Origin of the sequence: Bacillus sp. 22190 (assembly GCF_052045575.1) — a bacterium.
Lineage (GTDB): Bacteria > Bacillota > Bacilli > Bacillales > Bacillaceae > Bacillus > Bacillus altitudinis.
Map to the genome: position 1 here is coordinate 148,590 of NZ_JBQEPF010000002.1, position 23,620 is coordinate 172,209.

Here is a 23,620-nt window from a genome sequence, read left to right on the forward strand (position 1 = left end):
GGAGGGTATTCTAAATGGGCTTTTGGGAAGAAGTACATAAGAAAAAGAACATCATAATTGGTGATGATGGATTAGATATTTTTGAAGAAGCGATTGAACAATTCTATGAAATGACTGAGGAACATTTGAAGAGAAAGCCAACGATTGATGAGATGCTTTTGACAATTATGATGGCTTTAAACAATGGAGGTAGTCACTATTTTGATGATTTAAACGACAAAGAAGTAACGGATATTAAAATAACAACTAAAAAAGTAAAAACTTTAAGTAAAGTAGAACCAGGAGCTATATTTGAACTCCCATTAAAAGAAGTTGGGAAATTGAGCTATGCTTTGATCATTTCGGGTGAGGGGAAAAATCAATATGATGATATTTTAATCCAATACTATGATTTGTTTGTTGATGAAAGAATAGAAAAAAATGAGTTAAAACAATTGATAAAAAAAGAGAAAGGACTATTCGTTGCAAATACAGGCCTGACAGGCTTTTTAAGTGGTTCATGGAAAGTCATCACAAAAATAAATCAAGATTTTATAAAAGAAGAGGATCTTCAAAATCTGAAATTCGTGGAATACCGAAATGGAAATTATTACGTAAGCGAGGGTAAAGAAGGTTCCGATACACCTGCTATGGACTTAGAGGTTGCTGATCCAAAAACGGCTAAGACTATATTTAACCCGATGGGTATACGTAGCGAATACACTATTAAAAACATTCTTACTTTATATTTTAAAGGTATGTCAATGGAGGATATTATTAAATATGAAATATAGGCAGTTTACAGCGTAAAATGAGTTTTGAGAAAGGAATGGTGTAATAAATGGCTGAACCAAAAATGCTAGACTGTTTAAATAAAATACGAAATGTCTTAAAGGGGACGATCACAAGAGAACAAGTGTCTGATTGGGCTGAAATTTACGTTTCTGCAGACGATCCAGAAATAGACGATGATGAAGTTTGGGATATGCTGATTCTTTTAAGTGGAATTGATTTGAAAGATTCACCTAATTCTTACTTACATTCTGTAGATGATTTGAATGACTGGTTAGAAGAATACAAATAGTTCCTATGTATGAGCTTGCTAAATTCTTATGATTAAGCCCATTTATAAATAAAAGGCGTGACGCAATGTCTATGCATCCGAAAGAATTAGAAACCACCATGCAATTACCTGCGAAAAAGTGTTATGACTATTTCATCAAAAAGATTGTTGATTTTGAAGAGGTTTGGTCATTAAGAAACGAGAAGGGGTGGGTGATGTCAGAGGATGATTATCGTGTACCGCAGCTTCATTTTTGGCCGACAGAGGAACATGCCGCTTATTGTGCGATCGACCAATGGGAAAAAACAGTGCCAGAAATGATTGATTTAGACGATTTTATAGAAGAGTGGCTGCCGGGAATGTTAGCAGATGGAATCAATCCGTCCATTTTCTATAATCGAAATAATTCGTTGTCAATTGAAATTCAAACATTAAAAGAAGATATAGAGGAAGAATTAAAAAACTACTAGTTCGACAAGAGTGGAGGTAGTTGTTTGAAACGGCTTGAAGATTTATTTATTCGTTCAGAAAAAGAATTCAAATTCTATCAGAATTTAGTAGACCATGTGTTTGAAACAAGTAAAGAGCTGCCACAACAAGTTTTTCGTAAGACATTTGATTGTTTTTTGTTTCAAGAGTTTGATTGGGCATTGAGTGATGATATTTTACCAACCATAAAAGAGTTATCAACTGTTACACAAGATAGAGAATTTTTGACTGCAGTCCTTCAACCAGATCCAACCGCATATTATTTGAAGGAATTTGGTTATTATCATTGGCTGAAAGCGAGTGTGAACATTTCAGGTGAGGATTATGTAAATGCACTATGGATGCACCCAAAAGGTTCCATAGCGGATAATATAATCACGCATTCGAATATAGTTGTCTGGTTAGCTCATTCTTTGCAGTGGGCGATTTGGGCAGATAGAGATATGGAAATTTGTATCATAGGAATGGTATCAACAAAAGATTCTGTGAAAAATAGGTTATTAAAAGAAGGGTGGAAACCAATGGATCACCCTGTTTTAGCAAATTGGTTTGAAGGATTATTGAAGGATCAAAAAACATTCAATGATTATTACACTCAAATGCTCTCTCATTATGCGTCATGTTACAAGCGGTGAAATGGATTATTAATGACTGATGATAGACTTACCCGAAGATATGAAAGGAGCATAAAGTGAAACATTTGTTTATATCCGATCCAAAAGAATTTGAACATGTTCTATCGTTTGTTCATTCGCTCATTCACAGTACGAATACATTCCCTGATCAAGTGTTGAAAACGAAAACCCCTCATTATTTATTCGAAGAATTCCATTGGTTGTTATCAGATGATGGTTGGGAAATGTTAAAAGGTTTAGCTTTGAATCATCATGATGACTATATACTCATGGCTGTATTAGATGAGCAGAAGAGCATGGATGATTATTATCATGATTTTGGTTATTATCCTTGGGTGAAAGTACCGTTAAACCTCACACCAAGTGATTACCTCGATCTCTTAACGGATTATCCGATAGAGAGTGTAAATGATAGCATAATGGATATTGCTTCACGTGTGATATGGGTTTCCCCTTCTGCGAAATGGATCATTTATGGCGACAGAGGTTATGAGATAGGAGTACTAGCGATTCTTCAATTAGAACAAATGAATAAACAATTGTTAAAAACGTGGAGAATTTTAGATGAGATTGTATTAGGCTGGATTTCAGTTGTATTTCCGAATCAAAAACTTCCTGATGATTTTAGAAAAGAACTGATTCGAAATTATACAAACGTAGAATGAAATAACTTCATAAGGAGGAAGACATGAATCAAATAGACAATGTGTTATCTATACTAGATGAGTCTTTTCTAAATAAAGAGTTTCCATTATTAGATAATGGGAACTTTGATTTTGCCAAAGGGAAGCTTTCTCTATTTACTAGAGAGGAAAATTGGCTGATCACGATTCAATTATTCGGTTTATCGAAGGTAGGACCGTCTATTGATTTTTTTGCGATTGGTCATGATTTGAAGAATGGATCAATCAATTTTCTACTGGATGAGCTTTTTGATTTCGTGGATCATCATCATGAAATAATAGATGATGATGAGATAGAACATGGGTTCACAAAGCATCCTTTACTAATTAGATTAAATGGAGACTATTTTCATGTTCAAATACCAGAGTCATGCCAATCTGATGTAACAGAGGAAAATGAATGGATTACTCTGTTAAGAGAAATGGCCAAACATCGAGATTTGCTGGATAGTTTATGGATGACAGATCAAGAACAATTTGACATCGTTCAGCATGTATATGATAAACCGCTCTACACAACTGAATCATGGTTTCATCCAGAAACGCATAGCCAACTCCCTAGTCAATCTCCTTTTTTTCAATCGGTTGCGAAGAGTTTGATCTATCAAGATCCAACATGCATTGTAAATATAAACACGAACACTGACTGGAGATTATGGTCAGATTTTGATACTGTGGAATATTTTTAGTTTCGTCTGATGTTTTAAATCGGTGAGGTGGAGCAAGTAATGAGAATCGTATTAGCAAAAGAGGAAAATCTATTCGAAGTAAATGAATTAATAAAGAAAATCAATTTAAACGTAGAAGAGTATCATTGGGTCATAAGTGATGTGACACTCCCAATGCTTCATGATCGGAATAATCAATCTCATTCAGAAGTCATGCCGGATTATACGGATTTTTTATTTCTGAAGGGTGAACATTTCAAAAAATTCTTACATGACTATTCTTATTCTTTTATTTTCGCTGTTTTGACCGCATTGCCTCGTCATATAGATCATTTGAATATTATTTCAATACCTCAAATTGAAGATAATGAACGATATTGGAACGTAAATTATACACCCGTTATCCCTCAAGCCGTGTTTGAAATCGGATTTTTTGATTCGACAGATGTTATTTTTACAGGAGATCAGAAAATCTTAAGCGAATTTCGAAAAAAAGCGGACTTTATTTCATTTGAAGAATATTTACAAACTCCGTGACACGATAAGAATAGAGTTCATCCTGAAAAAATAGGAGAGTGAATGAGATGTTTAATAGTGTACAAAAATGGATCGATTATCTAGATGGGGGTTGTAATGTACTCGGAGTCACATTTGATTTGTTTCATAAAGAATTAATACTGAGCGTAAAAGTATCAGAATTAAATAAAGTTACTCAACATGAAATACGATTTATGAATATGGCGAGTCTTTATTATAATGGGGGTGAAGGTAATGATAGATTTGAAGAATTGATACAAGAAGAGATGAATTGGCAAATTTTTGAATGTAGTTACCATCCTAATGGGATAGGGGACCTTAAAAATGTACTTCTTGAAGAATTTGATTCAAATGCAAATTTTCTATTTAACATCAATGGGATGTTACTCGCAATAGAATCGAAAAACGTATGTTTCGATTCACAAGAATTTATTTGCAGTGTATAGGAAGATCTCATTAGCGTCTAAATAAGAATTAAAAACAATGAGAGATTGGGGAAAATCCATGAAAATCAGCCGAGATAAACAAGGTTTATTCGATGATGTAAAACAACGTTATCAATACTTATTAGATTCATCTTATCCAGATGAAATCGTCTCTTTTGAAGAGGAAACTGGTATATGTTCAGATGATTTTTATATGTTTTTTTCACTTGTTGCAGGCAGCTTAAGTTATGTGGTCGATCATAAACGAATACCGAAAAAACAGTTAAACGTGCTGCGTCAGTCATTTGAAGAGCAATATCCCCAAATCAAATCGTATCAAGAGATCCTTGAATCATATCCTTTACTGCACTCCTATGTTCAATACCATGAAGAAACAAGAAAACAAATCATTGCACTTCTACAATAACCTCTTGGAGGACAAACGATGACATGGTTTTTAGATGAAAAAATCCAGAAACAAATCCCTGATTTCGATATCAACCATCTAAAGCAAATCAATGAATTTCACTACTTTAAAGAGTATAATGAACATTACGACTTGATCAACTGTATTCATCTACACATCCCATACGAATCTGCAACCCATAAAGCAGACATTCATCTGAAATTTACCAACGTCTCTTCTGTTCAAATCAAAGATTTGGAGTTAACAAACGATTCCTCTCTTTTTTTGAACACTCAACTTTTGGATAGAGGCTGGGAATATTTGAATTACTTTGTCGAAGATTATGAAGAACAGTATTTTTCTTTTTATTGTGAAACGATTCAAGTCATACAAGTCGTTTCAAATGAATCGGGCTAGTCTCTCTACATATGTGCGAATGATGCTTCCCCATCCCAATATAGAAAGGTGCAATGAAATTGAATCGAATCATGAAGTGGCTTTTATTTGCGGCAGTCATCGCTGGCTTATTGGTATGCGCATTCTTTGTGTTCCGTTTCAACCAGCCTAAGCCGACGACAAACATCCATTATGCAGACACACAAAATAAACAGCAAACACTGGATATATATATGCCAAAGGGAAAAGATGAAGACAAAAAGAAGAAGCATCCAGTCATGATCTATCTCCATGGCGGCGGCTGGACAGGCGGCGATAAGAATAGAGTCGCTTCAAAGGCTGATTATTTTACGGGTCAAGGGTATGTGTTTGTTTCAATGAATTACAGGCTTCACCCTGATGCCAACTTCGAGCAGATGGCAGATGATACGGCAAGCGCTATTAAATGGGTCAAGGATCATGCAGATGAATATCAAATCGATTCGTCAAAAATCAATGTCATGGGTCACTCAGCGGGCGGTCATTTGACGGCATTGGTTGCTACAGATTCGACTTACTTAAAACGTGTGGGGCTGTCGCCAAAAACGATCAATTCTATCGTGATTTTAGATGGACCGTTAAACATCAATCAATTTATACAAGCCATTCCCTCGTATAAAAAAGTGTTTGGCAAACAGGAGAAGAACTGGACAAAGGCATCACCTGTAACTTATATGAATCAAACGAATGTTCCGCCTGTTTATTTGGTCACAGGCTGGGAAAATCCTGAAGTGTACCGATTTGCAGAAAAACTCAATCATGATCAAGGCTCTCGGTTTGTGTTTCGGGTTCATTCGCTGAGCCACAGTGATTTAAATAAATGGTTTGGATCTGACAGAGCGCCAAAAGAAGCGCAAGAGATGACAAAGGCTGTGATGGCTTTCGTCAAAAAACAAAATCAATAACAAAGACTGTATGCTAGGGCAATCCATTTTGCCGAAGTATATGATAAAGTGGTTTGAAATTAAAGGAGTGTATGTTGTTGTCATCACGTATGGAAAATAAAGTGTTCAATTGCGAAAAAGAGCTGACGCTGAATATTATCGGTGGTAAGTGGAAAATGCTGATCTTATGGCACCTTGGCAGAGAAGGGACAAAACGGTTTGGTGAGTTAAAGTCGTTAATGCCTGGGATTACGCAAAGAATGCTTGTCAATCAGCTAAGAGAATTAGAGGAAGATCACATTGTGCACCGGGAGGTTTATCCTGTCGTTCCGCCAAAGGTTGAGTATTCTCTCACAGAACTCGGAGAAAGCTTAATGCCAATTTTAGAGGCGATGTATGATTGGGGCAAACAATATCTCGACAGCAATTTTTTAAAGGACGATAAATAGAAATACCTACAAATAGATACTGGTCGAAAGACAGTATCTTTTTTGTGCCCATATGCGAAAAAGTATAGTATGTAAAAAAAAAGTGCGTACTTGGATTGCTTCCATCCTGTTGTTATACTCATTTCATCGTTCAAGAAGCCCTATTCACGGAGCTCTTGAAGATGAGATGAAAAAACGGGAGTGAACGTTCATGAAATTACAATTAGCGTTAGATTTAGTGAATATACCAGAAGCGATCGAGCTGATCAAAGAAGTAGAAGCGTCTATTGATGTGGTGGAAATTGGGACACCTGTTGTGATCAACGAAGGGCTTCGTGCTGTAAAAGAAGTCAAACAGGCGTTTCCGAATTTACGTGTGCTGGCGGATCTTAAAATTATGGATGCTGCCGGTTATGAAGTGCAGCAGGCATCTGAAGCTGGAGCGGATATCGTCACGATTCTTGCGGCAGCGGAAGATATGTCTATCCAAGGAGCGGTGAAGGAAGCAAAAGCAAGAGGGAAACAAATTTTAGTTGATATGATTGGGATCAAAGATATCGCCGGCCGTGCGAAAGAGCTGGATGAGCTTGGGGTAGATTATATTTGCGTGCACACAGGCTATGACCTGCAAGCGGTTGGTCAAAACTCATTTGCGGATCTCATGACCATTAAACAAGTGGTCAAACAGGCAAAAACAGCGATTGCAGGCGGTATTAAGCTTGATACGTTACCTGAAGTCGTCAAATTAAATCCAGATTTGATTATTGTCGGCGGCGGTATTGCGGCTCAAGACAATAAAGCAGAAGTGGCTGCGCAAATGAAGCAGTTGATTGCACAATCATGAAAATAAGTGACTATGTGAGAGCCATTCTAAGCGAGCTTTCTGAGCACTCGCCCGCTATTCAAGACGAACAATCAGAGCAGCTTGTCAAAAGCATTTTAGCGGCTCGAAAGGTCTTCGTCGCAGGGGCTGGCAGGTCTGGTTTGATGGGGAAATCGTTTGCGATGAGACTCACGCATATTGGTGTCGAAGCTTATGTGATCGGTGAAACGAATACGCCTGCTTTTACATCTGAGGATTTATTGATTGTAGGGAGCGGTTCTGGCGGAACAGAGACGCTACTTGTGCTTGTGAAAAAGGCAAGGGGGATTGGCGGAAGCGTGGCGTCGTTCACGCTTTCAGCTGAGTCACCTATAGCTGATCTATCGGATGAAGTCATCTTACTGTCAGGTGCGCCAAAGGATCAACATGAAGGAAACCATCATACGATTCAGCCGATGGGCTCATTATTTGAGCAAACTTTGCTTCTTATGTACGATGCGGTCATCTTGAGATTGATGGAAATGAAGAAGCTCGACACCCATAAAATGTACGGTCACCATGCGAACTTAGAATAGCCGTGATGAAAACCTTTCCTTTTTTGAAGGAAAGGTTTTTTTAATACATGGTACTTAAAAAGAAGGATCACTTGACATAAAGGAATGGATGTAACTATAATAGTTACATCTTGAAAGAAAAAACCTAAGCAGTGGAAGGAAGATGAAGATGAAAGTGCAAATTTGGTCAGATATCGCCTGTCCTTTTTGTTATATAGGAAAAAAACAGTTGGAAACAGCGCTTGAGCAATTCCCTCATAAAGAACAGGTAGAAGTAGAGTTTAAAAGCTTTGAGCTTGATCCGAATGCACCTGTTGCAGTGGATTATGATGTGCATGATATGCTTGTCAAAAAATATGGCATGAGCCGCAGCCGGGCCATCGCGATGAATGAACAGGTGAAACAGGCGGGCAAGGAGAAAGGAATCGATTTTCAATTCGATCCACTCGTTTTGACAAACACCTTTGATGCCCACCAGCTCGCACAATATGCTGGAAAAATGGGAAAAGGCGATCTCGTCATGGGAGAGCTGTTTCAAGCGTATTTTACAGATGGAAAGCATGTTGGTGATCGTCAAACCCTTTTAGATATTGCAGAAAAAGCAGGCCTTGATCAGAACGAAGTACAGAAGGTTCTAGACGGGCAAGAATTTGCAGACGATGTGCGAGAAGACGAAAAAGAAGCAAGACAGCTCGGGATTTCTGCTGTGCCTTTTTTCTTGATCAATGACAAATATTCGGTTGCTGGTGCACAGCCAGCAGATACGTTCCTTCGTGCACTTGAAACGGCTTGGACAGAAGAGGCAGCGCAAACGGAGAAAGCGGCTGATGCTTCATTTGAAGAAGCATGTGCAGATGGCGTATGTGCAGTACCCTCGCCAAAAGAAGAATTATAATCGGCATTTTCCCTATCTTTGATAAAAGATAGGGATTTTTGTTGATTAATAATTAATACACCTTTATACTTAAGTTATCTTAATTATGAAGGTGATGACATTGACATCCAAAACAACGATGATCCAAGAATTAAACCAAATCGAAGCGCGTATCCATCAAAAGCTCCGATTAGAGTTTGAAGAGTTATTTGTAGATGAGTTAACTGATAAGCAGCATATTGTCCTTGATTTCGTAGAGCGCAAAGGGGGAAGCTCACCTATTCAAATTGCTCAGCAACTAGGCATCACCCAAAGTGCTGTGAGCCAGTTGTTAAACACGCTTGAAAAAAAAGAATGGGTTCGCCGCAGCATAAACCCGCAAAATCGTCGGGAATTGCACGTTGAACTTTCTGAAAAGGCAAAGACGTACTTGGAGAATATGAGAAAGATAGAACTTGCGATCATTGAAAAATACTATTCAAAATTAAGCCTCGAAGAGATCAACACATTGACATCCATTTATACAAAGCTTGATCAATTGATTGTAGATCAAAATGAAGGGGAAGGATGATGATCCATTGATGATGCTCAAACAAGAAGTACAGCGAATTGCCTCTTCTTATACGGAGAAAAAGAAACAGGCACTGCTCGTGATCGGACTGATTCATCAAGGAGAAAGACACGTTTTTCATTTCGGAGATCACCCCATACAGCAGCGCGTGCAGCCTGAGGAGGTCATTTTTGAAATCGGCTCTATTTCAAAAGTCTTTACGACAAGTATATTGGCAAGCATGATTCAAAAAGGGCAGATGAAGCTAGACGATTCCATTTCACTGTATTGTCCCGAAATAAGAAAGAATCACCCCATCCAATTGGAACAGCTGGCAACCCATACGTCTGGACTTCCTTCACATCGTTTTCTCAGAGATTTACAACTAAGGTTTCTTCCAAAAGTGAGAAGAGATATGTACTGTCAATACTCCCTTGATGAATTAATGAAACTGTTACACTCGAAAAAATGGAATGAGCGAAAGGAATACCCATCTCGTTACTCCAATGTAGGGATGGGGCTCCTCGGGTTGATCATGGGATGGTCTCTTCACAAAACATATGAAGAGTTGCTGACTGAATATATCGTGGATGAGCTGAAACTATCGAACACCTTTATTACGATCAAGGAGGACGTCAAAGAGAAGATGATCCTAGGTCATCAAGAGAATGGAAAAGAGGTTCCTCCGCTTCAGATGCATGACTATCAAGGGGCTGGTGCGATTCGTTCGACGGTCACTGATTTGCTTTCATTTCTCTCTGCGCATATGAGTGCAGACGTCGCTTCTCCATGGAAAATGACCCACGAGCCAAAGGTGAAGATAGGGAAAAACATGTCAATGGGACTCGGGTGGGTCATAGATGATACGGGATTGATTTGCCATAATGGTGCAACTTCTGGTTTCTCCAGCTTCATGGGCTTCCGCCCGGATTCAAAAGCAGGAGTGGTCGTCTTGTCTAACTATCGCAATCGTATCACGCAAGATTCTCCCGACCGAATTGCCTATGATGTGATGAATATGCTTGAACAAGAGCTTAAAGTCAAATGAGCCTTCTATGAAGAGGGCTCATTTTTTCTTACGTTCAGCTCTTTAATCGTTTCACCAGGAACGAGTTCAGGCTCATAAAATGTTTGATCAGGCAGGTTCTTTTTCCCTTGTACTTTTTTAATCATCCAGTCTGCCGCATCTCGTCCCATTTGCTCTTGAGGGTGTGTCAGCGTTGTCAGTTTCACATGGGCATTTTTTTGGGCAATATACGAGTTATCCTGTCCAATAATGGAAAGATCATCTGGAATAGATAAACCTATTTCACTACATACATTTGCTACTTCTAATCCTACCTCATCGTTATAGCAAACAAGGGCTGTCAGCTCATGCTGGTGCGCTTGTAAAAAGGTTTTGATATGATCCCCTAAATACTGCTTCGATTCTGTATCGAAAAAAAGAACATGCTCTGGTAGGAAATTGAGCTTCGCTTCACCAAGTGCCTGAATATAGCCCTTCATTCGATATTTTCCTTGTAAATCATCTGTTTTTGAAATCAGTCCAATGTGCTGATGCCCAGAGGTGATCAGCTCCTTTGTCGCTAAATAGCTGGACTTTACATCATCCAAACAAAGGAAGGGGACCTCTAACTGCTCATAGTAGGCATTGATCATAATAAGCGGGACATCCTGCTCTTTAAAGGATAGGTAGTACGAAATATTTGGATTATATAAATTGCTTTTTGTCGGTTCGACAATTAATCCGTCCACACCAAAGGACAGCATCATTTCAAGCGCTTTTTTCTCCTGCTCCACATCGTTATTTGTACTCGCCAGTAACAAAGAATAGTTCTCTTCATTTAATCGGCTTTCGATGCCCCGAATGATCGACGGGAAAATGTAATCGGATATGTATGTGGTGATGACGCCAATCGTTTTCATATGAGCATGTCCAGCAGGTTTTGTTTGATATTGATTGGTGACAAATGTGCCCGAGCCTTTTTCGCTTCGTAAAAAACCTTCACTCGATAATTCTAAGATGGCTTTTCGCACCGTATGCCGGCTTACTTGATACATCTCTTGTAAGCTTGATTCGGTTGGAATACGCTCCCCGATCCGGTAATCCCCTGTCAGTATTTTGCTTTTTATATCATCCATAATGATCTGGTACTTCTTTTTCATCGTTTCACTTCTTTCACAGTTGATCCTCTACTCGGATTGAGAAGAACTTGTATGGACATATTTTAACATGGTTGCTTAATCAAAAACAGGCGCTTGCAGTGTCTACCGTCTAATCCTTAGAGAATATAAAAGTTTTTGTCTAATTATGTATGCACAACTATATTTATTATTGACATATGTACGTACAAATATTATATTGTTTTTGTGCACAGGTAAAGATGGATCAAACGAAATAGATATTTGAAACCGCTATCATCATGGGGGTGAACAAAATGAATCGTGAAGAGACGGCCAAAGCCATTAGAGAAGGCAGGACATCTTTGGGCATTGAATTTGGTTCGACACGAATTAAAGCCATTTTAATAGATGAAGAGTTTCAGCCAATTGCGCAAGGTGCATTTGAATGGGAAAGTTCTCTTCAAGAAGGAATATGGACGTACAACTTAATTGAGATCATTACAGGTCTTCAAGTGGCGTACCGTCAGATGAAAGAACAGGCTGCACAATTGTATGGGGTGACGATTCAAACCATTGGCTCCATCGGGATATCTGCGATGATGCATGGCTACGTCGCCTGTCATCATACAGGAGAGCTCCTCGTCCCGTTTCGAACGTGGCGGAATGGAACAACGACCGAGGCGAGTCAAAAGCTAACAGATGTATTCCAATTTCATATTCCAGAAAGATGGAGCATCGCTCATTTATATCAAGCGATATTAGAAGAGGAAAAACATCTGTCCCGGTTAGAGTATGTGACCACTTTGTCCGGCTACATTCACTGGCTGTTAACAGGGAAGCAGGCCATCGGAATTGGCGATGCGTCGGGAATGTTCCCCATTGATGAAAAAACGAAGGATTACAACGAAGTGATGCTTCATCAATTTGAAGCATTGATTGCAGAAAAAGGCTACCCGTGGAAGCTTCGTCATCTTTTGCCGCGCATCTATTTAGCAGGCGAAGAAGCTGGTGTGTTAACAGCAGCTGGAGCAGCGATTTTAGACCAAGGCAAACAGTTGCAGCCAGGTATCCCTTTTTGCCCGCCAGAGGGTGATGCAGGAACAGGGATGGTCGCAACAAACAGTGTGGAAAAGAGAACTGGGAATATTTCAGTTGGGACATCTGTATTTGCCATGATTGTGTTAGAGCAACATCTAAAAGGTGTGTACCCAGAAGTGGACCTTGTCACGACACCAGATGGCCTGCCAGTCGCGATGGTTCATGCCAACAATTGTACAAGTGACCTCAACGCCTGGATGAATCTATTCAGAGAAGCGTTTGAAGCAATGGGTCAGCCAGTTGAAACAGAAAGATTGTACGAAACTCTATTAAATCAAGCTTTAGAAGCAGATCATGATGGGGGCGGGCTTTTAAGCTATGGCTATTATTCTGGTGAAAATATTACGAGACTAAAAGAAGGAAGACCCCTTTTTGTTAGATCTCCTCAAAGCCGGTTTACCCTTGCTAATTTCATTCGGACGCATCTCTTCTCTGCATTTGGCGCAATGAAAATCGGGATGGATCGGTTAAAAGCACATGAACAAGTCAAGATTGATCGCTTACTAGGACATGGCGGTTTATTTAAAACACCCATAGTTGGGCAAAAAATGGTCGCTGCTGCACTCGGGACACCTGTATCCGTCGTATCAACGGCGGGAGAAGGCGGCGCGTTTGGGATGGCGGTCCTTGCTTCATATATGATCAATCACCAGCAGCAAACACTGAGCCATTTCCTCAAGCATCAAGTATTTGCCCATACATTAGAAGAGCTTATTGATCCTGATCCACTGGATGTTAAAGGTTTTGAGGCATTTATAAAGCGCTATCAAGAAGGACTCCCGATAGAAAAAGCGGCAGTAGAACATTTGACGCCACAGAAAGGAGCGGCACCTGTATGTTAGAGCGGTTAAAAGAAGAAGTGTTTCAAGCGAATCTAGATCTGCCAAAGTACGGACTTGTGAAATTTACATGGGGCAATGTCAGTGCGTGCGATCGTGACAGTGGACTGTTTGTCATTAAGCCAAGCGGCATAGCGTATGACAAATTATCAGCAAAAGACATGGTCGTGGTCGATTTTGACGGTCAAGTGGTCGAGGGGGAATTCAATCCTTCTTCCGATACTGCCACACATGCTGTTCTTTACAAACACTTTGAGGAAATTGGCGGCATTTCACATAGCCATTCAATGTGGGCAACGGTATGGGCGCAAGCTGGACTTGATTTACCAGCAATGGGCACAACACATGCAGATACATTTTACGGACCTGTTCCGTGCGCTCGATTTCTCACAGAAGAAGAGGTGAATCGCGGGTATGAGGTGGAAACAGGACACCTGATCATTGAAACGTTTGAGAAAAGACAGATAGATGTCATGGCGGTTCCTGGTATTTTGCTACAAGGTCATGGGCCCTTTACGTGGGGAAAAGATGCAAAAAGTGCGGTAATGAACAGTGTCATTTTAGATGAAGTAGCGAAAATGAACCTGTTTGCAAAGCAATTGAACGAATATGCGGAGCCTCTTCCGCAGGTGATTTTAGATAAACATTATTTAAGAAAGCATGGAACACATGCGTATTACGGACAAAAACCTTCAAGATAAAGAAAAGAGGGATTTCTATGTTAACAAGTCAGAAGAAAGAATGTTGGTTTGTCGTCGGTTCACAGCACTTATATGGGGACGAGGCACTGAAGCAAGTGAAGGCAGATGCGCAAAAGATAACAGATGCCTTAAATGAGAGCGGTTTGCTGCCTTATCCAATTATCCTGCAGGAACTGGCGGTTAGTGCGGATCAAATCACACAGCTGATGAAAGAGGTCAACTATCGTGATGAGGTCATCGGTGTGATGACTTGGATGCATACGTTTTCTCCAGCAAAAATGTGGATACGTGGTACGTCTCTTTTGCAAAAGCCTCTTTTGCATCTCGTCACGCAATACTATGAAAACATTCCGTGGGACACGATTGATATGGACTATATGAATCTCCATCAATCGGCACATGGAGACAGAGAGTACGGCTATATCAATGCACGTTTAAATAAGCAAAACCAAATCGTTGCAGGTCATTGGTCGAAGCAGGAGGTGAAGCAGCAAATCGCTGATTGGATGGACGTTGCGGCTGCCTATCATGAGAGCTTCCAGATCAAAGTGGCCCGGTTTGGTGACAATATGCGCCACGTTGCGGTGACAGAAGGAGATAAAATTGAAGCGCAGATCCAGCTGGGCTGGACCGTTGATTACTTTGGAATAGGCGACCTTGTGAACTATGTAAATGCCGTGGAAGAAGCAGAAGTTGATGCTCTGTTTGCTGAGTACTTAACGTTATATGACGTGGATTATGGGAGTTATTCGGCGGAAGAATGGGAACAAAGTGTAAAAGTGCAAGCACGATATGAAATTGCCATCAAACGTTTCTTAGATGAAGGCGGCTACAATGCCTTTACGACAAACTTTGAAGATCTACATGGCATGAAGCAGCTTCCGGGTTTAGCCGTTCAGCGGCTGATGGCAAAGGGGTATGGCTTTGCAGGTGAAGGGGATTGGAAAACCGCCGCACTGGATCGTTTATTAAAGGTGATGAGCCATCATCAATCCACAGGTTTTATGGAAGATTACACATATGAAATGACCTCTGGTCAGGAAGCAGTGCTGCAATCTCATATGTTAGAAGTAGATCCAGCGCTTGCACATACAAAACCTGTTATTGTCGTGTCTCCGCTAGGCATTGGAAACCGGGAAGACCCAGCACGTCTTGTGTTTGATGGAAAAGCAGGCGAGGGCGTTGTTGTCTCCATTGCTGATTTTGGAACACATTTCAAATGGCTGATTCAAGAAGTGGAAGCCTTTGAGCCGCAGGAAGCAGCACCTCAATTACCGGTGGCACGAGTCCTCTGGAAAATCAAACCGAACTTTCAAGATGGCGTCAAAGCATGGATTAAGCACGGCGGAGGTCATCATACAGTCGTATCTCTCAATTTAACGGTTGATCAAATTGTTCATTTTGCAAAGCTTGTGAATGCAGAATATGTGGTTTTATAAAGAAGGGTGAAATGCATTCTACTGTGAACGGTAGAATGGCAGGGAGAAATGAAAGCGGTTTATTAAGTGAGGGGGGTCATCCACTTGGAGAAAAAAGTATCAAGTAAATTTATCTTCTTTTTCGGGTCCTTTGCAGGTATCTTATTTGGATATGATATTGGCATTATCGCAGGGGCGGAAGGGCACATTCAGGAAGAATTTCAGCTCAGCCCGTTATGGCTTGGCATCGTCGTTTCTTCATTAATGGGCGGGGCGATCATTGGTTCCATTTTAAGCGGTCTGATGGGGGATAAGTTTGGCCGCAGAAAGCTCATTTTGGTGTCATCGATTATCTTTTTTGTCGGTGCGCTTGGCTCAGCCATTGCACCAGAAGAAATCTCATTAACCATTGCCCGGATTTTCTTAGGAACAGCTGTAGGGACAGCCTCATCGCTCGTGCCTGCTTACATGTCTGAAATCGCGCCAGCTAAAATTCGCGGGAAATTGTCTGGCTTGAATCAGCTGATGATTGTGAGTGGATTATTGCTTAGCTATATCGTCGCATTTGTGTTTGAACCCATTCCAGACAGCTGGCGCTGGATGCTGGGAAGTGCTGCTTTATTTGCGATCGTGCTTTATATTGGCATGCTGAAACTTCCTGAATCTCCAAGATATTTAATTAAACACGGAATGGCTCATAAGGCACGTGAAGTATTAGGAACACTTCGTTCATCACGTGAAGAGATTGAAGCAGAAATGCAAGAAATTTTAGAAGTAGCAAAAGAAGAACGCTCAGGCATTCGTGAATTATTTCAAAAGAAATTCCGAATGGCTCTCTTTATTGGGGTCGGAATGGCGACACTCCAGCAAATACAGGGGGCGAACTCCATTGTGTATTATGCAACGAGTATCGCAAGAAATGTAGGTCTTGCTCCGCAAGTTGCCGCAGGTTTTACCGTCATTGTTGGTGTCATATTTGTTGTGACAACCGTAATCTTTTTACAATTCGTCGACCGGTTCGACCGCCGAACGATTCTCACAGTTGGGGGAACGGGGATGGCCCTGTCTTTCTTTGCACCAGCGGCATTAGGTGCGCTCGGAGTGAGTGAAGGTATATTAAACTGGGTCACATTGATTTCACTTTGCTGCTTTATTTTGTGCTATGCCTTCTCATGGGCACCGATCACATGGATTATCATTGGTGAAATTTTCCCACTTTCTGTAAGGGGTATTGGAGCGGGCATTTCCTCTGCCTTTAACTGGACGGGATCATTAGCAGTTGGCCTTGTGTTCCCAATCTTGGCTGACCAATTCAGCTTTGGCGTCATTTTCTCCTCATTTGGGGTCATCTGCTTAATTGGCCTGTTGTTCACCCGCTTTGTATTAGTCGAAACAAAAGGAAGAAGCTTAGAACAAATCGAAACCGATATGGCTGCACGAGTCTAAAAGAAACCATCTATCCTGTGTGGATAGATGGCTTTTTTAATCAAGTATTTGTTTCAGTTCATCTGGCAGTAAATCCATTAATTGATCAGGTGAGGATACGTCCAGCACTTCAAGCAGCGCATAATATTTCGCATAAATTTCACTCAGCTGATCAGGATGATTTGCTTCATATCGATTCAAATGCAATTGCGTCAGTTCAAGTGCAATGTCCAGTTTGTTTCGTTCGATGGTTTGTGTTGTGTTGATCAAATCGTTCACCTCTTATTTTAAAGTTATTGAAAAATGTTACGGTGCAGTTCCGCAGCTGACCTTATATTCATGGTCTTCTACCTTTTTTGAATAACAGACGGAAGGCGTCATTCCCGTCTCACTTTTCCAAGCCTGCCAATACACATCATACAGCTGACCATATTGAGGGTCTACATCGTCCTTTTTTTGCAAAATAGCAAAATAGCTTTGGTAAGGGTAGCCTTCTTGATAAATGGCATGCCGTATCGCTCCTCTTTCAGTCGCATTTGTAAAAACCATAGGCGACAGCAAGGGAAGGGTGATCATCACGACAAGCAGAATGAAAAATGAAAAAAGCTTATGTCTTGTTTTCATCAATGAATGTCCTTTCCTTCACAAGAGATCATTTGTATAATATGTTAAAATTGTCCTATTGTAAAGGGTGAGACTACTAGATCACCAGCGGATTTTATCAAAAATAGACAAGCATCTAATCACTAATCGTGCCTCTGACATACGATAGAGTGTAAGTGAAAGACAACTTGAAGGGGTGTTGAGATGAGCCGGAATCGATTAGACAATTTTTTCTTTGGGCCTCGCAGAGGGAATCATGGAGAAGTTGAAACGGTTGTATCCCCTACACGTCAAATTGTCAACACGACAACAAATGTACAAACGATCAGAAAAATTCATCCAACTCATATCACAAACGTCAATAAAAACATCAAAAGAATTGAAAACTACTACCCTGTGACGCAATCTACTCGAAATGAGTATATTGTGGAAGAATATGACTGTGGCAGTGATATCAAGAATCCTTGCTGCCGCCCGGTCAAACGCTGTAAATGGTAAGATAATGGTATATAGAAGTGAGGCATCCTGTGATGGGATGCCTTTTGTATGTTTAACGCTCTATTTCATTTAGTTGTCCGTGATCAAGCTCGAAAAAACGATTTCCTAATTCTGAATAAAGGTAGCGCTGATGGCTTGTAAATAAAACACATTGATCAGAGAATTCTTCTTTTAATAAAGAAATAGACTGCATTTGAGATGCCTCATCAAGAGATGTAAAAGGTTCATCAAGAATGATTAGTTCTGGTGATCTGGCTGCCATACAATTAAAGAAAAGCTTATATCTCATACCTAGTGAATATTGTTTGACAGGCATCTTAAGTGCATGAGTTAAATCAAATGCATCACAAAGCGAGAGAAAGGTCTTTTTGTATACCTCTTTTTCTGACTGATTCATTTTCCATAGTGACTGTATAAGAGTCATATGCTCAATACCAGTCAGCGCATCATAAACCAAAGGCTTATCTGGAATGTACGCGACCAACCCTTTATAAAGAGCTGACCCAGGATGATGCTGTTCGTTGAGTAAAACCGTTTCGGATACTGAAGGAAGCAGACCTGCGATGATCTTTAAAAGTGTCGATTTACCGCTGCCGTTTTTTCCGATAATACAAGCACGATCACCTTCTTTCAGATGAAAGGATACTTGATCAAGGAGGGGAGAGCTTTCTTCAGTTGTTTCATAACGAAAAGATAGCTGAGACACTTGCAAACTAGCCATTGATAAATCCTCCAATAACAAAAACAGTGGTCACCAGCATATACAAGATGACGGTCGCAAGGGCGGCTTTTTTTGATCCTTTAGCATAATAAATGATCCCATCATATAGGATGCGTAAAAGGTACAAGTTGATCAAAAACGAAACCGCTTGGATGAAGATAAAATAATGATCTAAATCGAGTACCATCACACAATAGATTGCTGCGCTATTCACTAATAGAAGAAACGCATTATAAAGCAAGATGACAAAATACATTTTGCGCAAAATAAACGTTTTATGAAAAAAGTACATATAAATCGAAGTCACGACAGTACCGAGAAAATTCAATATGAAATAAAGTGGGATTGTCAGTAAAAAGATAAACACAATGCTGGATAATTGTTTTCCAGCAGATAAAGGCTCCTCTACTAACAAATCAATAATGAAAAATGTTAAAAAAACAGTTGAAACAAATAAAGATAGTAAGACTAAGCCTATAACGGTTTTGGTCGATTGATGTTGGTTAAAAAATTGCTTAGGGCGTAGAAGTAGATCCATAGAACCACATTCTCCTTTCTTCTATGATAGATGTACATGGCTGACATATTCCTCTAAAAGAGAGGCAATCAACAAGAGCACTACAGCAGCAAAGATTAACTGAATCACAGTCCGAGTCAGCTTTCTTACATCAATGGCCTTACCTTTCATAAACCGGTAAAGATAAATGAATGGAAAAGCACTGACGATTGAAAAGAGGATCAAACCAAGAACCTCAACAAAAGCATGCGGCATGAGGCCAGTGAATAACTGCTTCACTTCATGCTGAGCTATCAAAAACTGAATGAGTTTTCCGATGATATAGCCATTATAAAAAAGAATGCCAGCAGACATAATGCCGCCAGTAAAAGCCCCGATACCTAGAATGGCAAGCCCAACCTGTAAATTGTTTGAAAAAATAGAGAGAAAAAACATGTCTTCATCCTTTTTTAAATAAGGAATCTGATCATAAGGAAGGAGACTTCCAATGAGCAAAGCTACAATAAATACACCGGCGTAAAGATAGCCGAGACGTAGAATCAATCTATTCTCCGATAGAAAATATCTTATTTTTTTCAACATACTCAATTCCTTTATAAATGGTCTTGCGGCATAATATCCAGCAAATCACTGAAACGATCACAAAATATATAGCAAACAGCACGTTTACGAGCCCTGAGGATTGCTGCAATATAGGGAGAAAAGAGGTCAAAATCAAATAGTACATGAAAGGCAGCACAAGAAAGTTTCTGGCAAATGCCTGACCTTTATCGATGATCTCTAGTTCCTCATTTGTTGTCCCTATTTCATGCTCATGAATAAAATTGAATTTCGTTGTGAATGGAAACAAGTACAGTTGGATTAAAGGAAAAATGAAAAAGCCAATCCCTAATGCCACCAGTTGAATGAGCATCTGAACATGAAACAGTTGATACACAGTCATGATAGATAGATTAATGAATAGTAAAAAGAGCGCTGGTATGGAAAATAAACAATAAAATAACTGGATTTTTGATAAGAAAAATTGCAAAAGTGATATTTGAGAAAGTTCGTAAAGCCAAATGTTCTTTTTTTCAGCACTTAAAGCAAAAATAGAAGGTGTCAGCATTCTCATCTCATAAGATTGATTCGCTAGTATCATAATATTGAGTGTGAATAGCAGCTGAATTTGCAAGGCTTGATGATCGATGATCGAGATCAATCCGGTAAAAACACCAATATAAAAGAAGGCTTCATATGACATGAACATATAATTAAAAAATTCTTTAGATAAGAGCCACCTTTTTTCTTTCAGCAGCTTGATGTCTTTTTGAATCAACACATTTTGTCTAAACAACAAACCCTGAATTTTATGCAGTACTTGAAAGTACCAATAAAATAAATCCCGAAAATGCTTTGAGCTTTGGTCTTGATCTTTTTCCGTTGGAATCCATCGAACAGGACTTCTCATGACAAGCGCACTACCTAGTATCACAACAATCAATGTAATAGGTGAATTAAAAAGGGCTTGAAATTGTAGAAAAACAGAGCCATCTGAAAATAAAGCATGATGCATTTGCTGAAGATCATGTTGATATAAAGAGATCAGCTTGTTTGAAAGAGTGATCCAAAACGAATCCTCTGCAAGCGATGAGATCGATTGAAATAGTTTTTGGAAGGTGTGATAAAAAGGGAAAATGATGTTTAATATGAGAACCCTTCCGAAAAAGAAAAAAAGCAAAGCGATGCTTGCAAAAAAGAGGACACGAATGGCCCCGATTTTTTTTACGACGATGTTATAAATATAAGCACCGAATATCTTATTGCTGATGATAAATAGGAAGATACTTGTCAGCATCACATTGACATGTTTTAACCAGAATGCCAGATCGTGTGTTTGAACAATATCATATTGAAACAAAAAATAGATCAAATAAGTGCTCAAACTCGTAAACACAAGCCAAATCAATTCTGAAAACAGAAGCGTTTGAAAAAGTTGTCTAGAGGAAACAGGTGCTAGCTGTATCAATTCTTTAAAAGGAAGAAGATGAGTTCTTCTATAAGATTCAATTCCTTTGACGATAGAAAATAAAAATAAAAACATCACAAAAGCACTTTCCCATTCTATTTGATAGACGGGGGAGTAAAGAAATGAAGATATAACGAATACAATCATGCATCCGAATATGATATCAAGAATACAAGAAAAAAATATGTACTGTTTTGAAGAAAACGACTTGAGAAATGGAATTTTTCGTATAACGTACTGAGCGATATTAGAATACTGCTGCTCCAGTCTAATGGATAGAAGTAGTGATAATAAAGGATATAACATCTTCTCACCTGCACAAAAATTTAAATAGAAGGAGAACAGAGTCTCCTTCTATTGAGTCGTTAAATAAATTACCAAGCGATAACGGCTTTACGGCCTTTTTTCTTAATTTCGTTTTTAAGGTATTGACGAATTGTCTCTTTACCAGCCGCAGCAATAAGAGAAAGACCGCCTGAACCTACAGCAGTTAAAATGGAGACAATTGTAGTGACAGCTCCACCCGCTTCAACCACATTAAGAACCACAGCGGCAACACTGCCTGGAATACCAAATTCTTTTGCTAGATCAGCAACTGGCAGTACTTGTAGCGAGAAGGAAAAAAGAGCTAGCATAAGGAATCCTACTGCTAAAGCACCAAAAAGAACATGTAGTTTGATTTCATTTCTTGTTTCTGTCATATCAAATTCCTCCCTTTTTTGTCTTTTTATTACTATTTTATCTTATGATATGTTTTTGTTCATATCAATCCTTTTTTTTCTTTTTTTTCATGAATTAGTTATAGGTTAATATAAAATAAGTGAAAAGATAAGTGAGAAAAGAATCGTTTTGGATAGGGAATATCGAGTGAACATGATCAAAATGACCTTGTTTTCACAAAAACGAAAGAGAGCCTAAAAGTCTATAAGAAATGTGCTATATGTAAATGAACCAATATTCTTTGATCAAAAGCTTCTTTCAAGATAAAATTGGAAGTATCAATTCATTCTGATGGAGGCGATTTTCTGAATATTCGATTGTTAACACCAGAAGATGCTCAAGAATATGCGAACTTGAGATTAGAAGCACTCCGATTAAATCCAGAGAGTTTTGCTATGAGTTACGAGGAAGAGAAGCTAGATACGAAGAATAAATATAAGGCTCGTTTTGCCTCTACACAATCTATGTGGACATTCGGTGCCTTTCATCAAGGTCAGCTGGTCGGCTCGGTTACACTCATACAAGAAACCTTGCAGAAATTAAAGCACCGTGCCAATGTGGCAGCGATGTATGTAACGGCTAATGGACGCGGAAAAGGAATGGGGAAGGCACTTCTGACAAAAGTACTTTCTTTTGCACGCGAAAAAAAAGACATCGAACAACTATATTTAACAGTGGTCACAACGAACGACCCAGCCAAACATCTTTACAAGTCTGTTGGATTTAAGTCGTATGCGGTAGAGGAAAAAGCACTAAAAATAAATGGTGCTTATGTAGATGAGGAAAAAATGGTGCTATGTTTATCATCGTTTGGAGGGGATATAAATGAGCCAGCCAGTTATGCGCATCACATTGGCAGCCGGACCAAATAGTGAGCTGGAATCCTTTGCGCTTCGTGCAGCACTTGAAAACTTTGGCGCAAAAGTCGATATGCATTGGATAGGCAGACCGAATGACCTGATTGATGTATTATCCGGGAGGAATAGAGGCGAGACGGATTTCATTCTTTTATCCTTTCACGGAGAAGAAGGAGCGTTTCTCATGCCGGAGTTAGGAGAAGATGTATACGAAGAGGGTGAGCCGAGAGGTACTGCTTTTGGTGCGGATGACATAAAGCGGTATGCTTCGTTAAATGGAGTCCACATTATATGTACAGGCTGTACACTAGGTGAAAAAAAGGTGGCAGAAGCTTTTTTAGAAACAGGGGCGATCTCCTATACAGCGCCCGATGACTACATTGATGGAAATGCGTCATTTATTTTTGTTCTCACCATGCTGTATGAGCTGGTGAACAACTCAAAAACAGTCAGAGCAGCTTTTGACCAGGCACGCTCTATTGATGAAGAAACAAAGTTATTCCAACTGTATATGCAAAAATAAGGGCTGAGCGATCAAGCCCTTTTTATATGTCTCTTGTAAAATATGTCGAAAATGTGACAAGTGTGTTTTTCGCAAACTAAAAAGGGGCTGCGAAAAGTCTATCCTACAAACACACGCCATTTAGACATGACGGCA

32 protein-coding genes are annotated in these 23,620 nt (G+C 39.5%); 24 read left to right on the top strand and 8 right to left on the bottom strand.

The window, feature by feature from the left end; all coding sequences use genetic code 11:
* The first annotated feature begins 14 nt into the window (after nucleotides 1-14).
* The 17 genes from ACTJKA_RS03570 (at nucleotide 15) to ACTJKA_RS03650 (ending at nucleotide 10,481) form a co-directional block, all read left to right on the top strand.
* Nucleotides 15-773: an Imm26 family immunity protein gene (locus ACTJKA_RS03570; RefSeq protein WP_008342601.1), complete on the top strand. Its 759-nt coding sequence runs from the start codon at nucleotides 15-17 to the stop codon at nucleotides 771-773.
* A 47-nt stretch (nucleotides 774-820) separates the two neighbouring features.
* Complete coding sequence (locus ACTJKA_RS03575) at nucleotides 821-1,063, top strand: DNA-binding protein (protein ID WP_254000679.1); 243 nt, start codon at nucleotides 821-823, stop codon at nucleotides 1,061-1,063.
* Between the two features lie 65 nt (nucleotides 1,064-1,128).
* On the top strand, nucleotides 1,129-1,512 hold the full coding sequence (locus ACTJKA_RS03580; RefSeq protein ID WP_322535883.1) for a DUF2750 domain-containing protein: 384 nt from the start codon (nucleotides 1,129-1,131) through the stop codon (nucleotides 1,510-1,512).
* A gap of 24 nt (nucleotides 1,513-1,536) precedes the next feature.
* Nucleotides 1,537-2,166 (top strand): hypothetical protein, encoded by a 630-nt coding sequence (locus tag ACTJKA_RS03585; protein ID WP_056705355.1) that lies wholly within the window; start codon nucleotides 1,537-1,539, stop codon nucleotides 2,164-2,166.
* A 56-nt stretch (nucleotides 2,167-2,222) separates the two neighbouring features.
* Entirely contained in the window at nucleotides 2,223-2,831 is a 609-nt protein-coding gene (locus ACTJKA_RS03590) for a hypothetical protein (RefSeq protein ID WP_224558476.1), read from the top strand.
* Nucleotides 2,832-2,854: 23 nt separating this feature from the next.
* Complete coding sequence (locus tag ACTJKA_RS03595; protein WP_268357571.1) at nucleotides 2,855-3,538, top strand: DUF7003 family protein; 684 nt, start codon at nucleotides 2,855-2,857, stop codon at nucleotides 3,536-3,538.
* Nucleotides 3,539-3,577: 39 nt separating this feature from the next.
* Nucleotides 3,578-4,054 (top strand): hypothetical protein, encoded by a 477-nt coding sequence (locus ACTJKA_RS03600; protein ID WP_017358069.1) that lies wholly within the window; start codon nucleotides 3,578-3,580, stop codon nucleotides 4,052-4,054.
* A 47-nt stretch (nucleotides 4,055-4,101) separates the two neighbouring features.
* Complete coding sequence (locus ACTJKA_RS03605) at nucleotides 4,102-4,500, top strand: YxiG family protein (RefSeq protein ID WP_017358068.1); 399 nt, start codon at nucleotides 4,102-4,104, stop codon at nucleotides 4,498-4,500.
* 58 nt (nucleotides 4,501-4,558) lie between these two features.
* Nucleotides 4,559-4,906 (top strand): YxiJ family protein, encoded by a 348-nt coding sequence (locus ACTJKA_RS03610; protein WP_076822292.1) that lies wholly within the window; start codon nucleotides 4,559-4,561, stop codon nucleotides 4,904-4,906.
* A gap of 18 nt (nucleotides 4,907-4,924) precedes the next feature.
* Nucleotides 4,925-5,302 (top strand): hypothetical protein, encoded by a 378-nt coding sequence (locus ACTJKA_RS03615; RefSeq protein ID WP_440607627.1) that lies wholly within the window; start codon nucleotides 4,925-4,927, stop codon nucleotides 5,300-5,302.
* Nucleotides 5,303-5,355: 53 nt separating this feature from the next.
* Nucleotides 5,356-6,225: an alpha/beta hydrolase gene (locus ACTJKA_RS03620; RefSeq protein WP_076822287.1), complete on the top strand. Its 870-nt coding sequence runs from the start codon at nucleotides 5,356-5,358 to the stop codon at nucleotides 6,223-6,225.
* 71 nt (nucleotides 6,226-6,296) lie between these two features.
* Nucleotides 6,297-6,653, top strand: coding sequence for a winged helix-turn-helix transcriptional regulator (locus ACTJKA_RS03625; RefSeq protein ID WP_029708013.1), 357 nt, complete (start codon nucleotides 6,297-6,299; stop codon nucleotides 6,651-6,653).
* Between the two features lie 190 nt (nucleotides 6,654-6,843).
* The gene (hxlA, locus tag ACTJKA_RS03630; RefSeq protein WP_007501390.1) at nucleotides 6,844-7,476 is read left to right on the top strand and encodes a 3-hexulose-6-phosphate synthase; all 633 of its coding nucleotides are present in this window, start codon (nucleotides 6,844-6,846) and stop codon (nucleotides 7,474-7,476) included.
* The gene (hxlB, locus tag ACTJKA_RS03635) at nucleotides 7,473-8,030 is read left to right on the top strand and encodes a 6-phospho-3-hexuloisomerase (protein ID WP_268357569.1); all 558 of its coding nucleotides are present in this window, start codon (nucleotides 7,473-7,475) and stop codon (nucleotides 8,028-8,030) included. The genes hxlA and hxlB overlap by 4 nt, the downstream gene beginning before the upstream one ends.
* Before the next feature lie 148 nt (nucleotides 8,031-8,178).
* Nucleotides 8,179-8,904: a DsbA family oxidoreductase gene (locus tag ACTJKA_RS03640; RefSeq protein ID WP_048001502.1), complete on the top strand. Its 726-nt coding sequence runs from the start codon at nucleotides 8,179-8,181 to the stop codon at nucleotides 8,902-8,904.
* A gap of 94 nt (nucleotides 8,905-8,998) precedes the next feature.
* Entirely contained in the window at nucleotides 8,999-9,454 is a 456-nt protein-coding gene (locus tag ACTJKA_RS03645) for a MarR family winged helix-turn-helix transcriptional regulator (protein WP_230680590.1), read from the top strand.
* A gap of 10 nt (nucleotides 9,455-9,464) precedes the next feature.
* Complete coding sequence (locus ACTJKA_RS03650) at nucleotides 9,465-10,481, top strand: serine hydrolase domain-containing protein (RefSeq protein ID WP_440607642.1); 1,017 nt, start codon at nucleotides 9,465-9,467, stop codon at nucleotides 10,479-10,481.
* A gap of 5 nt (nucleotides 10,482-10,486) precedes the next feature.
* Here ACTJKA_RS03650 and ACTJKA_RS03655 read toward each other — a convergent pair whose 3' ends face one another.
* Complete coding sequence (locus ACTJKA_RS03655) at nucleotides 10,487-11,599, bottom strand: GntR family transcriptional regulator (protein ID WP_440607628.1); 1,113 nt, start codon at nucleotides 11,597-11,599, stop codon at nucleotides 10,487-10,489.
* 272 nt (nucleotides 11,600-11,871) lie between these two features.
* Here ACTJKA_RS03655 and ACTJKA_RS03660 point away from each other — a divergent pair, with 272 nt between their 5' ends.
* The 4 genes from ACTJKA_RS03660 to ACTJKA_RS03675 all read left to right on the top strand — a co-directional run bounded on the left by ACTJKA_RS03660 (nucleotide 11,872) and on the right by ACTJKA_RS03675 (nucleotide 17,059).
* A complete protein-coding gene (locus tag ACTJKA_RS03660; RefSeq protein WP_440607629.1) occupies nucleotides 11,872-13,497 on the top strand; it encodes a xylulokinase in 1,626 nt (541 codons plus the stop codon).
* Complete coding sequence (locus tag ACTJKA_RS03665; RefSeq protein ID WP_046527161.1) at nucleotides 13,491-14,195, top strand: L-ribulose-5-phosphate 4-epimerase; 705 nt, start codon at nucleotides 13,491-13,493, stop codon at nucleotides 14,193-14,195. Before ACTJKA_RS03660 ends, ACTJKA_RS03665 begins: the two co-directional genes overlap by 7 nt.
* Before the next feature lie 17 nt (nucleotides 14,196-14,212).
* Entirely contained in the window at nucleotides 14,213-15,634 is a 1,422-nt protein-coding gene (araA, locus tag ACTJKA_RS03670) for an L-arabinose isomerase (RefSeq protein ID WP_268357567.1), read from the top strand.
* A gap of 84 nt (nucleotides 15,635-15,718) precedes the next feature.
* Nucleotides 15,719-17,059: a sugar porter family MFS transporter gene (locus ACTJKA_RS03675; protein ID WP_076822271.1), complete on the top strand. Its 1,341-nt coding sequence runs from the start codon at nucleotides 15,719-15,721 to the stop codon at nucleotides 17,057-17,059.
* 36 nt (nucleotides 17,060-17,095) lie between these two features.
* Here ACTJKA_RS03675 and ACTJKA_RS03680 read toward each other — a convergent pair whose 3' ends face one another.
* Nucleotides 17,096-17,308, bottom strand: a complete 213-nt coding sequence (locus tag ACTJKA_RS03680) for a hypothetical protein (protein WP_017367657.1) — start codon at nucleotides 17,306-17,308, stop codon at nucleotides 17,096-17,098.
* 36 nt (nucleotides 17,309-17,344) lie between these two features.
* Nucleotides 17,345-17,662 carry a hypothetical protein gene (locus ACTJKA_RS03685; protein ID WP_025207665.1) on the bottom strand — a complete coding sequence of 106 codons (318 nt, stop codon included), beginning with the start codon at nucleotides 17,660-17,662 and terminating at the stop codon, nucleotides 17,345-17,347.
* 183 nt (nucleotides 17,663-17,845) lie between these two features.
* Here ACTJKA_RS03685 and ACTJKA_RS03690 point away from each other — a divergent pair, with 183 nt between their 5' ends.
* Nucleotides 17,846-18,139, top strand: a complete 294-nt coding sequence (locus ACTJKA_RS03690) for a CotD family spore coat protein (RefSeq protein ID WP_017358055.1) — start codon at nucleotides 17,846-17,848, stop codon at nucleotides 18,137-18,139.
* A 52-nt stretch (nucleotides 18,140-18,191) separates the two neighbouring features.
* Here the strand turns inward: ACTJKA_RS03690 and ACTJKA_RS03695 are convergent, their stop codons facing one another.
* The 5 genes from ACTJKA_RS03695 to ACTJKA_RS03715 all read right to left on the bottom strand — a co-directional run bounded on the left by ACTJKA_RS03695 (nucleotide 18,192) and on the right by ACTJKA_RS03715 (nucleotide 22,086).
* Nucleotides 18,192-18,860 carry an ABC transporter ATP-binding protein gene (locus ACTJKA_RS03695; protein ID WP_024718783.1) on the bottom strand — a complete coding sequence of 223 codons (669 nt, stop codon included), beginning with the start codon at nucleotides 18,858-18,860 and terminating at the stop codon, nucleotides 18,192-18,194.
* Complete coding sequence (locus ACTJKA_RS03700; RefSeq protein WP_019743195.1) at nucleotides 18,853-19,398, bottom strand: hypothetical protein; 546 nt, start codon at nucleotides 19,396-19,398, stop codon at nucleotides 18,853-18,855. The genes ACTJKA_RS03695 and ACTJKA_RS03700 overlap by 8 nt, the downstream gene beginning before the upstream one ends.
* Before the next feature lie 21 nt (nucleotides 19,399-19,419).
* Nucleotides 19,420-19,920 (bottom strand): stage II sporulation protein M, encoded by a 501-nt coding sequence (locus tag ACTJKA_RS03705; protein WP_048001507.1) that lies wholly within the window; start codon nucleotides 19,918-19,920, stop codon nucleotides 19,420-19,422.
* A gap of 1 nt (nucleotide 19,921) precedes the next feature.
* On the bottom strand, nucleotides 19,922-21,460 hold the full coding sequence (locus tag ACTJKA_RS03710; RefSeq protein ID WP_230680585.1) for a hypothetical protein: 1,539 nt from the start codon (nucleotides 21,458-21,460) through the stop codon (nucleotides 19,922-19,924).
* A 299-nt stretch (nucleotides 21,461-21,759) separates the two neighbouring features.
* A complete protein-coding gene (locus ACTJKA_RS03715) occupies nucleotides 21,760-22,086 on the bottom strand; it encodes an uberolysin/carnocyclin family circular bacteriocin (RefSeq protein WP_017358050.1) in 327 nt (108 codons plus the stop codon).
* A 288-nt stretch (nucleotides 22,087-22,374) separates the two neighbouring features.
* Between ACTJKA_RS03715 and ACTJKA_RS03720 the strand changes: the two genes are divergently transcribed.
* Nucleotides 22,375-22,977 carry a GNAT family N-acetyltransferase gene (locus ACTJKA_RS03720; RefSeq protein ID WP_440607630.1) on the top strand — a complete coding sequence of 201 codons (603 nt, stop codon included), beginning with the start codon at nucleotides 22,375-22,377 and terminating at the stop codon, nucleotides 22,975-22,977.
* Nucleotides 22,931-23,485 carry a delta-aminolevulinic acid dehydratase gene (locus tag ACTJKA_RS03725; RefSeq protein WP_076822260.1) on the top strand — a complete coding sequence of 185 codons (555 nt, stop codon included), beginning with the start codon at nucleotides 22,931-22,933 and terminating at the stop codon, nucleotides 23,483-23,485. Before ACTJKA_RS03720 ends, ACTJKA_RS03725 begins: the two co-directional genes overlap by 47 nt.
* The last annotated feature ends 135 nt before the right edge of the window (nucleotides 23,486-23,620 follow it).

Bases quoted from the DNA above. Each gene is read 5' to 3' on its own strand.
- araA (WP_268357567.1), top strand. From the start codon at position 14,213: ATGTTAACAAGTCAGAAGAAAGAATGTTGGTTTGTCGTCGGTTCACAG.
- ACTJKA_RS03710 (WP_230680585.1), bottom strand. From the start codon at position 21,460: ATGTTTTTATTTTTATTTTCTATCGTCAAAGGAATTGAATCTTATAGA.
- hxlA (WP_007501390.1), top strand. From the start codon at position 6,844: ATGAAATTACAATTAGCGTTAGATTTAGTGAATATACCAGAAGCGATC.
- ACTJKA_RS03665 (WP_046527161.1), top strand. From the start codon at position 13,491: ATGTTAGAGCGGTTAAAAGAAGAAGTGTTTCAAGCGAATCTAGATCTG.
- ACTJKA_RS03575 (WP_254000679.1), top strand. From the start codon at position 821: ATGGCTGAACCAAAAATGCTAGACTGTTTAAATAAAATACGAAATGTC.
- ACTJKA_RS03600 (WP_017358069.1), top strand. From the start codon at position 3,578: ATGAGAATCGTATTAGCAAAAGAGGAAAATCTATTCGAAGTAAATGAA.
- ACTJKA_RS03685 (WP_025207665.1), bottom strand. From the start codon at position 17,662: ATGAAAACAAGACATAAGCTTTTTTCATTTTTCATTCTGCTTGTCGTG.
- ACTJKA_RS03610 (WP_076822292.1), top strand. From the start codon at position 4,559: ATGAAAATCAGCCGAGATAAACAAGGTTTATTCGATGATGTAAAACAA.
- ACTJKA_RS03570 (WP_008342601.1), top strand. From the start codon at position 15: ATGGGCTTTTGGGAAGAAGTACATAAGAAAAAGAACATCATAATTGGT.
- ACTJKA_RS03650 (WP_440607642.1), top strand. From the start codon at position 9,465: ATGATGCTCAAACAAGAAGTACAGCGAATTGCCTCTTCTTATACGGAG.
- ACTJKA_RS03605 (WP_017358068.1), top strand. From the start codon at position 4,102: ATGTTTAATAGTGTACAAAAATGGATCGATTATCTAGATGGGGGTTGT.
- ACTJKA_RS03625 (WP_029708013.1), top strand. From the start codon at position 6,297: ATGTTGTTGTCATCACGTATGGAAAATAAAGTGTTCAATTGCGAAAAA.
- ACTJKA_RS03620 (WP_076822287.1), top strand. From the start codon at position 5,356: ATGAAATTGAATCGAATCATGAAGTGGCTTTTATTTGCGGCAGTCATC.
- ACTJKA_RS03640 (WP_048001502.1), top strand. From the start codon at position 8,179: ATGAAAGTGCAAATTTGGTCAGATATCGCCTGTCCTTTTTGTTATATA.
- ACTJKA_RS03645 (WP_230680590.1), top strand. From the start codon at position 8,999: ATGACATTGACATCCAAAACAACGATGATCCAAGAATTAAACCAAATC.
- hxlB (WP_268357569.1), top strand. From the start codon at position 7,473: ATGAAAATAAGTGACTATGTGAGAGCCATTCTAAGCGAGCTTTCTGAG.
- ACTJKA_RS03655 (WP_440607628.1), bottom strand. From the start codon at position 11,599: ATGAAAAAGAAGTACCAGATCATTATGGATGATATAAAAAGCAAAATA.
- ACTJKA_RS03690 (WP_017358055.1), top strand. From the start codon at position 17,846: ATGAGCCGGAATCGATTAGACAATTTTTTCTTTGGGCCTCGCAGAGGG.
- ACTJKA_RS03695 (WP_024718783.1), bottom strand. From the start codon at position 18,860: ATGGCTAGTTTGCAAGTGTCTCAGCTATCTTTTCGTTATGAAACAACT.
- ACTJKA_RS03715 (WP_017358050.1), bottom strand. From the start codon at position 22,086: ATGACAGAAACAAGAAATGAAATCAAACTACATGTTCTTTTTGGTGCT.
- ACTJKA_RS03615 (WP_440607627.1), top strand. From the start codon at position 4,925: ATGACATGGTTTTTAGATGAAAAAATCCAGAAACAAATCCCTGATTTC.
- ACTJKA_RS03595 (WP_268357571.1), top strand. From the start codon at position 2,855: ATGAATCAAATAGACAATGTGTTATCTATACTAGATGAGTCTTTTCTA.
- ACTJKA_RS03700 (WP_019743195.1), bottom strand. From the start codon at position 19,398: ATGGATCTACTTCTACGCCCTAAGCAATTTTTTAACCAACATCAATCG.
- ACTJKA_RS03580 (WP_322535883.1), top strand. From the start codon at position 1,129: ATGTCTATGCATCCGAAAGAATTAGAAACCACCATGCAATTACCTGCG.
- ACTJKA_RS03660 (WP_440607629.1), top strand. From the start codon at position 11,872: ATGAATCGTGAAGAGACGGCCAAAGCCATTAGAGAAGGCAGGACATCT.
- ACTJKA_RS03725 (WP_076822260.1), top strand. From the start codon at position 22,931: ATGAGCCAGCCAGTTATGCGCATCACATTGGCAGCCGGACCAAATAGT.